Genomic DNA, 12605 nt, shown 5'->3' with positions numbered 1-12605 from the left:
TTCGGCGCCTGACAGCGCTTGTGGCCCTGATATAGTGAACTGACCCTGCAGTTGCTTTCCCATCGGGAAAAAGGAAGTCACATGAAGCCGTTTCGCGCCCTTTCATTTGCCTTGGCACTGGCCCTGGTGCCCTGTGTTCCCGCTCTGGCCGAGGTTTCCCAAAGCAGCACCAGTGGCGACCCCGTCTACGACGTGCAGGCGCCACCGGCCTTCGCCATGATCGGCGACCTGGTGATTGCCCGGCCCTTGCTGATTGCTGCCACGGTGGTCGGTGCAGGGGTGTTCGTGGTGTCACTGCCCTTCACCGCCTTGGGCGGGAATGTGGGCGCAGCGGGCAAGGCGTTGGTGGTCGATCCAGGCAAGGCAGCCTTCGTGCGGTGCCTTGGGTGTACAGAAAGCGGCTATAAACGCGATTAAGCGTTTCCGGTAATCCGCTTGTACTTGTCCATCAGTTGCTCGGTTGTTTCTGGGTTGGCTTCATCCAGGGGGATGCAGTCGACAGGGCAGACCTGCTGGCACTGGGGCTCATCGTAATGGCCTACGCATTGCGTGCACAGGTTGGGGTCGATCACATAGATCTCTTCGCCCTGGGAAATGGCAGCGTTCGGGCACTCGGGTTCGCAGACGTCGCAATTGATGCAATCGTCGGTGATGATCAAAGACATGAAAACTCCAGCCCAGGCCGGCGCCAGGGCGTTCAGGAACAGAACAATACCCGTATTTTGCCCCAATAACCGGCGCCTTGCACGCCGGCATGTCGGGTCAGCCCTTGAAGCGCTGCTTCAAGGCATCGGCAACGGCAGGGTGTACGAACTTGCTGATATCCCCTCCCAACGCGGCAATTTCTCGTACCAACGTGGAAGAAATGAATGAATATCGCTCCGAGGGTGTGAGAAACAGGCTTTCGATATCCGGCGCCAGTTGGCGGTTCATGTTGGCCAGTTGGAACTCGTATTCGAAGTCCGATACGGCACGCAGGCCGCGCAACAGCACATTAGCGCCTTGCTCCTTGGCGAAGGCCGCCAATAGCGTGGAAAAACCGACCACCTCCACATTGGGCAGATGAGCGGTTACCTCTCGCGCTAGCGCTACGCGCTGATCCAGCGGAAACAGGGGGTTCTTTTTCGGGCTGGCCGCGACAGCGATCACGACAGTGTCAAACAGGCGCGAGGCCCGGTCGACCAGATCGCCATGGCCCTTGGTAATAGGGTCGAAGGTGCCTGGATACAACACTCGGTTCATCGGATCGTCCTGAAGGGGAAACCGTTAGGGACTGGGATGGTAGCGCAGCCGGCTGTACCCGCGCCAGCCATGGCAGCAGGTGGTCAATGGGAGTGGGTAGTGGCTGCGAGCAGGCCAGCGGGGGTGGGATTGGAGAAAAACAGCCGTACATCCATGCCAGTGCTGTACTGGGCGCTTAGTTCGTATACCAGGTGCAGCACCTGTATGGAGTCGCCCCCTAGCTCGAAAAAATTGTCCTGGTCAGTCACAATTTCCACGTGCAGGTGCTTCTTCCACAGGGTGGCGATGTCATCGCGCGATAAATTCATTACAGCCTCACTGCCAACGGGCACCGGCTTACAACTGCCGGGCCTTAGGTACAAACAGGTGGTGGCACAGAGCCACGTTACGCGAATCTACTGCACTTTCACATGGGCTGTGTGCAATCTCTCCTTTGCAATGACCTGTGTCACTATTGGCCATAATCACGATGGGCCTATCTAAAAGCCGTTCAGCCAGGAAGCACCTGCCTTTGAAAGCGTCGTCCAAAACCCGTGAACACATTGCCAAGGTCAGCCTTGCGCTGTTCAACGAGCAGGGGGAGCGCAACGTTTCGACTAATCACATTGCGGCTGCGGCCGGTATTTCGCCCGGCAACCTCTATTACCACTTCGCCAACAAGCATCAAGTGGTCGCCGTTCTGTTCGCTGACTACAAGGCGCAGATGAATAGCGCATTGCAAGTGCACGCTGACACACCTTCAGGGGCAGAGCGTCTGCGCCTGTGCGTGGGCAAGGTCATTGCAGCTATCTGGGCGTATCGGTTCATTTACAGGGATCTTGAGCAGCTGGTACAGGCAGACCCTGAGCTGGGCGCCGAGCATCGGGTGTTTTCAATAAGCTGCCTGCGCGAAGGCCGTCAGTTGCTGGAGCACTTGTGCCGCTGCGGCTTGCTAAGCATGACGCCCTTGGAGCAACAAACTGTGGCTATCAACGCCTGGCTAATTCTCACGTCCTGGGTGCGTTACCTCTACACCACCTTGCCATCACCGGTGGTCATTTCGCCTGCTGCTGTTCAGCGTGGCGCTTGGCAGGCCCTAAGCCTGCTACAGCATTACGCCCTGCCGTGCCCGGCAGGTTGGATAAGCGAATTGATGGCTGCTTTCAAGGGCGGTGCACAGGACGACAAGGCTTTGCCCCTCGTGTAGTGCTTGAGGAACTTCAATCCCAGCTGTGAATCAATCCAGCACTTGTCAGGCTGTGCAGGTGCATTCTGAGCGGATGTTCAGTCTTGCATAGCCCTATTTTCAGGACGTTTCACGCCTAGCCCAGGGAACCCGACATGCCTATCGCGCAACTGATCTCGCCTGAAAACCTGTACCAGCGACTTGAAGAGCCAGGCCTGGTTATCCTCGATTGCCGCGCATCGTTGGGCGACCTGGACTATGGCCGTCGCAGTTATGCGCAGGGCCACATTGAGGGTGCGCGGTTGGCAGACCTGGATCGCGACCTCAGCGGCAAGGTGGTGAGGGGGGTAACAGGGCGCCATCCCTTGCCTAGCCCTGGGCACCTGCTTGAGCGCTTCCAGGCCTGGGGTATCAATGCTAACTCCGACGTGGTGCTCTACGATGACGGGCCTGGCGCCTATGCCGCCCGAGCGTGGTGGCTGCTGGCCTGGTTAGGAAAGCGTAGCGGTGTCTATATCCTCAATGGTGGCTTGAAAGCCTGGCATGAGGCGCGCCTGCCGCTTAGCCTGAATGCTCCCCCCGCCGAGCGTGGTCACCTGAGTGCAAAACCTGATGCCAGCCTGGTGGTGACGGCACAGCAACTGGCTGCACAACTGCCTGAAGGTCGCTTGACCTTGCTCGATGCGCGGGCCCAGCCCCGCTTCAACGGGGAAGCAGAACCCATCGACCCAGTGGCAGGGCATATTCCAGGCGCCCATTGCCTGGACTTCAGTAAAAACATCGGCCCTGCAGGGACTTTCCTGGCGCCCGAGCAACTGCATGAGCGCTTCAAGGCCTATGAGGGCAAAGAAGTGGTTGCGTACTGTGGCTCAGGCGTGACGGCCTGCCACAACCTGTTTGCCATGTGCTTGGCGGGCCTGCCGCTGGCAAAGCTGTACGCCGGTTCGTGGAGTGAGTGGATCACCGACCCCCAGCGGCCAGTGGCGACAGGCGCGGGTTAAACCGTGCCGAGCCACTGGGGTATGCGGCGCTCCAGGTAATAGCTTGGCTTGCGCAGGCTGCCTTCCACAAAGCCCACATGCCCGCCCGCGGCGTGGCGCTCGAAGGTGGTGCCCGGCGCCAGCTCGTCAGGCCCCGGCAAGCTGTGGGCGAATACAAAGGGGTCGTCCTCGGCCTGGATCAACAGGCAAGGCCGCCTGATCTGCTTGAGAAAATAGCGGCTTGAAGCGCGGCGGTAGTAGTCACCCGCGCCTTCGAAACCATGCAGCGGCGCCGTAATGCGGCCGTCGAAGTCCCAGAACGTGCGAATGCCCTCCAGCGACCCTAGGGCTGACAGCGCTTGAAGGTGCTGTGTGTGCCCGTTCTGCTCGAAATGCTCCCGTTTGTGCTTAAGGTATCCCAGCATTTCGCGCATGAAATGTGCCTGGTACACCCTGGAGAACCCTAGGCCCATACGGTCGGCGCATTGGTCCAGGCGGAACGGCACTGACACGGCCACGCCGGCCTGTAACGGGCACGCATCACCCGTTTCACCCATGTACTTGAGTAGAATATTACCGCCTAGCGAGTACCCTACTGCATACAGCGGCACCATGGGGCGCCGCGCCTGGATCAGCCCGATAACTTCAGCCAAGTCTTCGGACGCTCCAGAGTGGTAACTGCGTGGCAGCAGGTTGGGCTCACCTGAACACCCCCGCCAGTTCAGTGCGGCGCTGGCCCAGCCACGCGCTGCCAAGGCAGTTTGCAAGCCCGCCACATAGGGCGAGTTGGAGGAGCCGGTAAGCCCATGCAGCACCAGCACCACAGGGGCTTGAGCGGCATGGGGCCCATGCCAGTCCACATCGATAAAGTCACCGTCTGCCAGCCATAGCCGTTCACGCGTACGTGCCAGGCCAGGCACTTTGCGCCACAGCGGCCCCCACAAGGTTTGCATGTGTGGGTTGCCCAAACCCAAGGCAGGGCGGAAGCTCGAAGCAGACGTTGCCATCATTGCGTTCAGCGCCCTGTTGACCACAGTGCGTAATAGACCTGCCCGGCCTGTTTCTCCCGGTGAAGGTGCCACCCGGCTGGCAGTTGAAGGCTGGAAGGCGGCGTTTCGCTCTCTGTATAGATCCAGGCCTGCTCAGCCAGCCACCCTTTGCTGTCCAGCAGTGCGCAGACGGGTGCCAGCAGGTTCTGATGGAAGGGCGGGTCCAGAAACACAAGGTCGAATGGCTGTGCGGGCTGGTTTTCCAGGTAGCGTACGGCGTCAGCCTGCAACAGCTGGCCTACCGGGCATTTGAGCAGGTCCAGGTTGCCCCGAAGGCTGGCAATGGCAACGGCATTGCTGTCTAGTGCCAAGCCCATGGCTGCGCCACGGGACAAGGCCTCCAGGTACAGCGCGCCACTGCCAGCGAACGGGTCCAGCACCCGTGCGCCAGCGACGTAAGGCGCTAGCCAGTTGAATAGCGTTTCGCGGACACGGTCCGGCGTGGGCCGCAGGCCAGGCCCCTCGGGGAAAGTGACCCGACGGCTGCGCCATTGGCCACCGATGATACGCAGTTGGCCCTGGCCGCCACGCGGGCCGGATTTGGCAGGTTGAATGGCCATTAGTGCTCCGGGGTGCCGAGGGTTGGCTCGGCAGGGTGGTCAGAGGGTGGGGGCAAAGGGTCTTGGGCAACCGTAGGCCCTACTGTTACAACAAGCAGTTTGTCGGCATCAAGGTGCCGATTCATGGCACGTTTGACCTGCTCTACGGTGAGCTGCTGGGATTGCGCCATGAAGTCTTCCAAGTAGGACACGGGCAAGTTGTAGAAACCCATGCCTCCCAGCTGCCCCACGATGCTGGCGTTACTGGCATTGGACAAGGGGAAACTGCCTGCCAGTTCCTGCTTGGCGGCGGCCAGCTCGGCCTCGGTAGGGCCATCGCGCAGGAAATCGCGTAACACCTGGCGCACCAGCTCCAGCGTACCTTGGCTCACCTGCGCTCGGGTTTGAAGGCTAATCAGGAAAGGGCCCTGCGCCTGCATGGCAGAGAACCCGGACGACACCCCATACGCCAGGCCGCGGCGTTCGCGCACCTCGGTCATCAGCCGGGTACCGAAACCGCCGCCGCCCAGAATCTGATTACCCATGGTCAGTGCCACATAGTCAGGGTCGTCACGGGCAATGCCTAACTGGCCGACCAGTACATGGGTCTGCTTGGACGGGAATTCGATATGGGTGACAGCAGGGGCTGGCGCTTTTGCCTGAGGCGCCAACGGCAAAGCGGGCCCTGCTGGCAGTGCACGCGACACCTGCTCGGCCAAGGCCTCGGCCTGGGCACGGTCCAGGTCGCCCACTAGAGCAATGACAGCGTTGCCAGCCGCATAAGCCCGTTTATGGAAAGCACGCATTTGTGCGACGGTGATTGCCTGCACTGATTTGGCATCCCCTTCACTGCCATGTGCGTAGGGGTGGCTGCCATACAACTGGGTCATGAACGCCTGGTTGGCCAGGTGCGAAGGGTTCTGTTTCTGGTATTCAAAACCTGCCAGCAGCTGGTTCTTGATGCGCGTGACGGAGGCTGCTGGGAACGTTGGCTTGCCTAACACCTCGCTGAACAGAGCCATGGCGGGCTCGCGCTTAGAAGGGTCTACCAGGCTGCGTAGGTTAGCGACGGCCATGTCCCGATACGAGCCGTTGCCGAAGTCCGCTCCCAGCCCTTCGAAACCCCGGGCAATAGCATCCACATCCTTGCCGGGTACGCCTTCGTTGAGCATGGCGTTGGTCATCAGCGCCAGGCCTGGCGTCTGCCCATCCTGGGCGCTACCGGCTGCGAACGTGACGCGCAGGTCGAACATCGGCAATTCATGGGCTTCGACAAACAGCACACGTGCGCCAGCCTGGGTGGTCCAGCGCTGTACGTTGAGCTGGCGATAGGTAGGTGCGGCCGCCTTTGCGCTGGCCAGGGTTTCCAAGTGAGGGCTGGCTGAGGAGGTCGCTGGCGCGGGTTCGGCAGCCTGCAACGTAGCGCTGGTGCTCAAGAGCAAGGCCAGCAGCGTGGCTGCAAAGGGGCGGTGCTCAGTCATGGGGTGCAGCCTCCGGTAAAACATGGGCCACGGTCAGGCGGCTGTGCGTGAAATAGGTACGTGCCGCTTGGCGAATATCTTCCGGCGTTACCTGGCTCAGGGCCTCGACTTCGCCGTCCAGCAGGCTCCAGGGCAGGCCAACGGTTTCCAGCTGGCCAATGGCCGTGGCCTGGGACGTGATGGAGTCCTGGTCGTATACCAACCCTGCAATGAACTGGGCGCGTACGCGCTCAAGCTCTTCGGCGGTGGGCGGGGTGCGTTTCAAGTCATCAAGCAGGGCCCATACGGCCTTCTCGGTGTCAGCGAGGGTTTTATGTTTCTCACTGTTTGGCGTCGCCGACAGGGTAAACAGGCTATCGCCACGTTCGTAAGCGTCGTAGCTGGCAGAGGCAGCGGACACCACCTCCGAGCCGCGCTCTAATCTGGAGGCCATGCGCGCACTGTAGCCGCCGTCCAGCAGGGCAACCGTCAGGCGCAGGGCCTGCACACTACGGGCATCTGCTGCTGTGGCGGCACTGGGCACGTTGAAGGCCATCAACAAGCTGGGCAACTGGGTACGCACGGGCAGTACTAGCCTGCGCTCACCGGGCTCGGCTAGTTCGACCGGGCGCTTGGCCACAGGCACCGGCCGTTGGGGAATAGGCCCAAAGAAGCGTTCGGCCATGGCTTTAACGTCTTCGGGCTGAACATCGCCCACCACCACCAGCGTGGCGTTATTGGGCGCGTACCACGTACGGTACCAGTCACGTGCATCCTGAACTGACGTGCGCTGAAGGTCGGCCATCCAGCCAATGGTTGGCGTGCGGTAGCTGCTGGAAGGGTAGGCGGCTGCCTTGAACAGTTCGAAGGCTTTCTGAGAGGGCTTGTCGTCGGTACGCAGCCGTCGCTCTTCTTTGATGACTTCGATTTCCCGTGTGAATTCTGACTCAGGTAGCGTCAGGGTTGCCATACGGTCGGCTTCCATTTCCAGCGCCACTGGCAGCCGGTCCCGGGCCAGCACTTGGTAGAAGGCTGTGTAGTCATCGCTGGTAAAAGCGTTTTCTTCCGCGCCCAGGTCGCGCAACACGCGGGAGCTTTCCCCAGGGCCCAGCTTGCTGCTGCCCTTGAACATCATGTGTTCCAGCACATGGGACAGCCCTGTCTGGCCGGGGCCTTCGTAGGTGGAGCCCACCTTGTACCAAAGCTGTGAAACCACCACGGGTGCGCGGTGATCCTCACGCACTATCACCTTCAAGCCATTGGCCAGAACGTACTCGTGGGTAGGCTGGGCGGCTGATGCGGTGCTGGCCAGGGTGCAGCAGGAAAGGCCTGCCAGTAGCCCGGCAAGGTAGCGGGAGAGAACTGTCATTTTAATCGCGGAACCTGTACGGATGCCCCCTGGCCTTAGCGTCGGCGGGCGAGGAGGTGCTAGGATACTGATCCGCCCGGCCTAGGGCCACGCCTGTGACCATGATTGCCAGGTGGCCCGGTTTTTGAGCAGTGACGAACGCGTCGGGTGAAAAAAGGTCTGTTTTTTTTCCGAGGCGCCCCCGCTGGCGCTTCGCTACTTTGAGATAGCCACCTTCCATGTTTGGTTCCAGTGACGATAAGAAGACCCCGGCCCCGGCCGGCGAGAAAAAAGGCCTGTTCGGTTGGCTTCGCAAAAAGCCACAGGCGCCTGTTGTTGAGCCTGAACCTGAGCCGGAGCTGCCTGTTCCCGCTGCAGAAACCGAAGAGGCTGCGGCCGAGCGCGCAGTAGCCCTTGCGCCAGAGCCAGTGCTGGCGCCAGAACCGGAAACCGCCCTGGCGCCTGTCGTTGAGCCTGCGCTTGTGCCGCCAGCCCGGCTCGAACTACCTGTTCCGGAGGAGGCGGTAGGCATTCAGCCAGAGCCAGAACCGGCCCCGCTGCCGCCGCCAACGCCCGCACAGGCTGCCCAGGCCGCGGCAATCCCAGAGGTATCAACGCCCGCCCCTGCGCGCCTCCCCGAGCCCGAGGTGCCACTGGCCGAGGTTGCGCCGCCGGTCATTGCGCCCCTCGTACCCGTGGTTGCCCCAGCGGTACCTGCACCTATCGCCGAAGAGCCTGCCAAGGTCGGCTTCTTTGCCCGGCTCAAGCAGGGCCTGAGCAAGACCAGCGCCAGTATTGGCGAGGGTATGGCCAGCCTGTTCCTGGGCAGAAAGGCCATTGACGACGACTTGCTCGACGACATTGAAACGCGTTTGCTCACAGCCGACGTCGGCGTAGAAGCAACGTCCGTCATCATCCGCAACCTGACGCAGAAGGTTGCACGCAAGCAACTGACAGACGCGCAGGCCCTGTTTGTTTCTCTCCAGGAAGAGCTGGCTGCCATGCTCCGCCCTGTTGAGAAACCGCTGGTCATCAGCAAGCAGCAAGGCCCCTTTGTCATTCTGGTTGTGGGTGTAAACGGCGCTGGTAAAACCACCACCATTGGCAAGCTGGCGGCCCGTTACCAACGCGAAGGCAAAAAGGTGATGCTGGCGGCGGGTGACACCTTCCGTGCCGCTGCGGTGGAGCAGCTGCAGGTGTGGGGCGAACGCAATGGCGTGCCGGTGATTGCCCAGCACACAGGCGCAGACTCTGCCTCGGTCATCTTTGATGCCGTGCAGGCTGCCAAGGCACGCGGGGTGGATGTGCTGATTGCCGATACGGCTGGCCGTTTGCACACCAAAGACAACCTCATGGAAGAGCTCAAGAAGGTGCGCCGGGTAATCGGCAAGCTGGACGAGGCGGCGCCACACGAAGTGTTGCTGGTACTGGATGCCGGCACTGGGCAGAACGCGATCAACCAGGCCAAGCATTTCAACCAGTCCGTGGCACTCACCGGCCTGGCGCTGACCAAGCTAGATGGCACGGCCAAAGGCGGCGTGATCTTCGCACTGGCCAAGCAGTTCAGCCTGCCCATTCGTTACATCGGCGTGGGCGAAGGGATCGACGACCTGCGCGCGTTCGAGGCCGACGCTTTCGTTAAGGCTTTGTTCGCCGAGCGTGAGGCATGATCCGTTTCGAACAGGTGGGCAAGCGCTATGCAAATGGCCATGTGGGGCTGCACGAACTCAGCTTTCGGGTGCGCCGTGGTGAATTCCTGTTCGTGACCGGGCACTCCGGGGCGGGTAAAAGTACGTTGTTACGCCTGCTGCTGGCGATGGAGCGGCCTACCAGTGGCAAGCTGCTGCTGGCCGGGCAAGACCTGGGCCAGATCAGCAATGCGCAGATCCCTTTCCTGCGTCGGCAGATCGGGGTGGTGTTCCAGAACCACCAGTTGTTATTCGATCGCACGGTGTTCAACAACATCGCGCTTCCTTTACAGATTCTTGGCCTGCCCAAGGACGAGATCGCTAAGCGGGTGGACTCTGCGCTGGACCGTGTATCGCTGAATGAGAAAGGCCTGCTGTACCCAGGCGACTTGTCCACAGGCCAGCAGCAACGTGTGGGCATCGCCCGCGCTATCGTCCATCAGCCGGCCTTGCTGCTGGCCGATGAACCTACGGGCAACCTCGACCCTCGATTGGCTGCGGAAATCATGGGCGTATTCGAAGACATCAACCGGTTGGGGACCAGCGTGCTGATCGCCAGCCATGACCTGGCATTGATTGCCCGCATGCGCCACCGCATGCTCACGCTGCAACGTGGCCGCCTGATCGGAGATGGGGAGGCTGGCCAATGAGTGCGACGCGCAGCCCAAAGGTATCGGACCGTGTGGCGCCAAAGCCTTCCGATAATGCGCCCAAGAAAAAACCTCGGCGCAACGAACAGGACGACGGGCCAGGCTTCAACGCCCTGTTCAATGCTTGGCTTGAAAGCCACCGAGCAAGCCTGGTCGATAGCCTCAAGCGCTTAGGGCGCCAGCCATTCGGCAGCTTTTTCACATGCCTGGTGATGGCTGTTGCGCTCAGCCTGCCCATGGGGTTGTCTCTGCTGCTCAAGAATGTGGAGCGCCTGGGTGGTTCCTGGCAGCGTGCCGCGCAGATCTCCCTCTATATGCGCATGGATGCCGGTAGCCGGGAGGGCGATGCGCTGGTTGCGCAAGCTAAAGGCCTGGCAGGTGTGGCAGACGCTGAGTTCATCAGCCGTGAAGAGGGCCTGGACGCGTTCCAACAGCAGTCAGGGCTCGGTGAGGCGCTCAAGGAACTGCCGGATAACCCATTGCCAGGTGTAGTCGTTGTCACGCCCCTGGAAGTAGACAAGCCTGCGCTTGAGGCGCTGCGTACCCAGTTGGCAGGGCTACCAAATGTGGAGCAGGCTCAACTGGACCTCGTGTGGGTAGAGCGCCTGGCGGCCATCCTCAAGCTGGGGGACCGCTTTGTGTTCGGGCTGGCGGTCTTGCTGATTTCGGCCCTCCTGTTGGTGATCGGTAATACCATTCGGCTGCATATCGAGAACCGGCGCAACGAGATCGAGGTCATAAAGCTGGTAGGGGGCACAGACGCCTATGTTCGGCGCCCGTTTCTGTACATGGGTGCGCTCTATGGGTTTGGCGCCGGGCTATTAGCCTGGGCTGTACTGGCCTTCGGGCTGGATTGGCTCAACGGTGCCGTCGTGAACCTTGCCGGATTGTACGGCAGCGACTTCGCCCTTGGCGGGGTACCGTCTTCAGACGGTTTTTCCCTCTTGCTAGGGGCGGTATTGTTGGGGTATATCGGTGCGTGGATCGCTGTGGCGAGGCACCTTCGGGAGCTGGCGCCGCGTTAACCATATTTTTGGCGCCAAGGACTTTGCCGTCGGAACTCGTTCTAAATGGTACGGTCTATTGGTGTCGGCGCTCACAAGGCGCACATCTGTTCGTTGGAGGTTTTTGAATGACCACTTCCTTGCAACCTGCGCACATGCTGGTTCCAGGCGCAAACCTGGAAGCCTACGTGCATGCGGTGAACAGCATTGCTTTGCTGACACCGGAGCGGGAGCGCGAGCTGGCAGATAAACTCTACTACAGCCAGGACCTCGAAGCCGCCCGTGAAATGGTGCTGGCTCACCTGCGCTTCGTTGTACATATTGCCCGCAGTTATTCGGGCTACGGCCTGGCGCAGGCCGACCTTATCCAGGAAGGCAATGTCGGCTTGATGAAAGCTGTCAAACGCTTCAACCCGGAAATGGGTGTGCGCCTGGTGTCCTTTGCTGTTCACTGGATCAAGGCCGAAATTCACGAGTTCATATTGCGCAACTGGCGCATTGTGAAGGTCGCTACTACCAAGGCACAGCGCAAACTGTTCTTTAACCTGCGCAGCCAAAAAAAGCGTCTGGCCTGGCTAAACAACGATGAAGTGCATCGTGTAGCCGAGAGTCTGGGCGTGGAGCCGCGTGAAGTTCGTGAAATGGAGAGCCGCCTGACCGGTCAGGACATGGCTTTTGACCCGGCGGCAGAGGCGGATGACGACAGTGCGTTCCAGTCACCGGCTCACTACCTGGAAGACCACCGGTACGACCCGGCCCGGCAGCTTGAAGATGCTGACTGGACAGACACGTCTACCAGTAACCTTCACGAAGCCTTGGAAGTACTGGACGAGCGTAGCCGCGATATTCTCTACCAGCGCTGGCTGGCTGAGGAAAAGGCCACGCTGCATGAGCTGGCAGCCAAGTACAACGTGTCTGCCGAGCGCATTCGTCAGCTGGAAAAGAACGCGATGAATAAGCTTAAAGGCTCCATCGCGGCCTGAACCCTGTCACAGCCATGCAAGCCCTGCAGTGCCGAAACTGTAGGGCCTGGCGCAGCCAGGGAACGAATTGCACCTGATATCGCAAGTGTCTGTACGGCAAGGTTCGCCGGCTACGCCAGCTCCCACAGCGCACAGTTGGTGCAGAACCTGTAGGACCTGGCGCAGCCAGGGAACGAACTGCACCTGATATCCCAAAATGTCTGTATGGCCCTGTTCGCCGGCTGCGCCAGCTCCCACAGAGTACAGCCTGGTGCAAGTCTTGTAGGACCTGGCGCAGCCAGGGAACGAATTGCACCTGATATCCCAAGTGTCTGTACGGCAAGGTTCGCCGGCTACGCCAGCTCCCACAGCGCACAGTTGGTGCAAGTCTTGGACTGCCCCCTTAAAGTTGGACAGTTTATGATGTTGCCTGAGCCCTGTACTCAACAGGGCTCAGACCACCGAGCCTGAGCTTGATGCGGTGGTGGTTGTAATAGTAAATGTACTCATCCAGTTCC

At 60.6% G+C, this 12605-nt stretch carries 15 protein-coding genes; 7 read left to right on the top strand and 8 right to left on the bottom strand.

Translation table 11 applies throughout. The features are described from left to right. Window positions 1–81: 81 nt before the first annotated feature. Window positions 82–417 carry a multidrug transporter gene (locus HBH25_RS17530; RefSeq protein WP_168085232.1) on the top strand — a complete coding sequence of 112 codons (336 nt, stop codon included), beginning with the start codon at window positions 82–84 and terminating at the stop codon, window positions 415–417. On the opposite strand, the gene HBH25_RS17525 is transcribed toward HBH25_RS17530, so the two are convergent. From HBH25_RS17525 to HBH25_RS17515, 3 genes are all read right to left on the bottom strand, one after another. After that, on the bottom strand, window positions 414–665 hold the full coding sequence (locus tag HBH25_RS17525; RefSeq protein ID WP_168085231.1) for a YfhL family 4Fe-4S dicluster ferredoxin: 252 nt from the start codon (window positions 663–665) through the stop codon (window positions 414–416). The genes HBH25_RS17530 and HBH25_RS17525 overlap by 4 nt on opposite strands. A 97-nt stretch (window positions 666–762) precedes the next feature. Next, on the bottom strand, window positions 763–1242 hold the full coding sequence (coaD, locus tag HBH25_RS17520; RefSeq protein WP_168085230.1) for a pantetheine-phosphate adenylyltransferase: 480 nt from the start codon (window positions 1240–1242) through the stop codon (window positions 763–765). A gap of 83 nt (window positions 1243–1325) precedes the next feature. Further along, on the bottom strand, window positions 1326–1550 hold the full coding sequence (locus HBH25_RS17515) for an acyl carrier protein (RefSeq protein ID WP_168085229.1): 225 nt from the start codon (window positions 1548–1550) through the stop codon (window positions 1326–1328). Window positions 1551–1753: 203 nt separating this feature from the next. Between HBH25_RS17515 and HBH25_RS17510 the strand changes: the two genes are divergently transcribed. Then, the gene (locus HBH25_RS17510; protein ID WP_168085228.1) at window positions 1754–2428 is read left to right on the top strand and encodes a TetR/AcrR family transcriptional regulator; all 675 of its coding nucleotides are present in this window, start codon (window positions 1754–1756) and stop codon (window positions 2426–2428) included. Window positions 2429–2562: 134 nt separating this feature from the next. Next, window positions 2563–3408, top strand: a complete 846-nt coding sequence (locus tag HBH25_RS17505; protein ID WP_168085227.1) for a sulfurtransferase — start codon at window positions 2563–2565, stop codon at window positions 3406–3408. Here HBH25_RS17505 and HBH25_RS17500 read toward each other — a convergent pair. Genes HBH25_RS17500 through HBH25_RS17485 form a run of 4 tightly spaced genes read right to left on the bottom strand, consistent with a single transcriptional unit; the run spans window position 3405 to window position 7804 of the window. Further along, the gene (locus HBH25_RS17500; RefSeq protein WP_168085342.1) at window positions 3405–4394 is read right to left on the bottom strand and encodes a hydrolase; all 990 of its coding nucleotides are present in this window, start codon (window positions 4392–4394) and stop codon (window positions 3405–3407) included. The two genes, HBH25_RS17505 and HBH25_RS17500, sit on opposite strands and share 4 nt — an antisense overlap. An 8-nt stretch (window positions 4395–4402) precedes the next feature. Next, complete coding sequence (gene rsmD / locus HBH25_RS17495) at window positions 4403–4996, bottom strand: 16S rRNA (guanine(966)-N(2))-methyltransferase RsmD (RefSeq protein ID WP_168085226.1); 594 nt, start codon at window positions 4994–4996, stop codon at window positions 4403–4405. After that, window positions 4996–6456, bottom strand: a complete 1461-nt coding sequence (locus HBH25_RS17490) for a M16 family metallopeptidase (protein WP_168085225.1) — start codon at window positions 6454–6456, stop codon at window positions 4996–4998. Before HBH25_RS17490 ends, rsmD begins: the two co-directional genes overlap by 1 nt. Continuing rightward, complete coding sequence (locus HBH25_RS17485; RefSeq protein ID WP_168085224.1) at window positions 6449–7804, bottom strand: M16 family metallopeptidase; 1356 nt, start codon at window positions 7802–7804, stop codon at window positions 6449–6451. The genes HBH25_RS17490 and HBH25_RS17485 overlap by 8 nt, the downstream gene beginning before the upstream one ends. A gap of 218 nt (window positions 7805–8022) precedes the next feature. On the opposite strand from HBH25_RS17485, the gene ftsY reads away from it, so the two are divergent. From ftsY to rpoH, 4 genes are all read left to right on the top strand, one after another. Next, window positions 8023–9453, top strand: coding sequence for a signal recognition particle-docking protein FtsY (gene ftsY, locus HBH25_RS17480; protein ID WP_168085223.1), 1431 nt, complete (start codon window positions 8023–8025; stop codon window positions 9451–9453). Then, entirely contained in the window at window positions 9450–10121 is a 672-nt protein-coding gene (gene ftsE, locus HBH25_RS17475; RefSeq protein WP_168085222.1) for a cell division ATP-binding protein FtsE, read from the top strand. The genes ftsY and ftsE overlap by 4 nt, the downstream gene beginning before the upstream one ends. Then, window positions 10118–11146, top strand: coding sequence for a permease-like cell division protein FtsX (gene ftsX, locus HBH25_RS17470; RefSeq protein WP_168085221.1), 1029 nt, complete (start codon window positions 10118–10120; stop codon window positions 11144–11146). Before ftsE ends, ftsX begins: the two co-directional genes overlap by 4 nt. A gap of 107 nt (window positions 11147–11253) precedes the next feature. Then, a complete protein-coding gene (gene rpoH / locus HBH25_RS17465) occupies window positions 11254–12108 on the top strand; it encodes an RNA polymerase sigma factor RpoH (protein ID WP_168085220.1) in 855 nt (284 codons plus the stop codon). Window positions 12109–12505: 397 nt separating this feature from the next. Here rpoH and HBH25_RS17460 read toward each other — a convergent pair. Further along, a partial coding sequence (locus HBH25_RS17460) for an IS3 family transposase (RefSeq protein ID WP_168084692.1) occupies window positions 12506–12605 on the bottom strand: 100 nt, incomplete at its 5' end.

The sequence above is a fragment of the Pseudomonas quercus genome (genome assembly GCF_012033695.1).
GTDB lineage: Bacteria > Pseudomonadota > Gammaproteobacteria > Pseudomonadales > Pseudomonadaceae > Aquipseudomonas > Aquipseudomonas quercus.
Note: the sequence above shows the minus strand (reverse complement) of the source record. Positions and strands in the feature narration are given on the sequence as shown.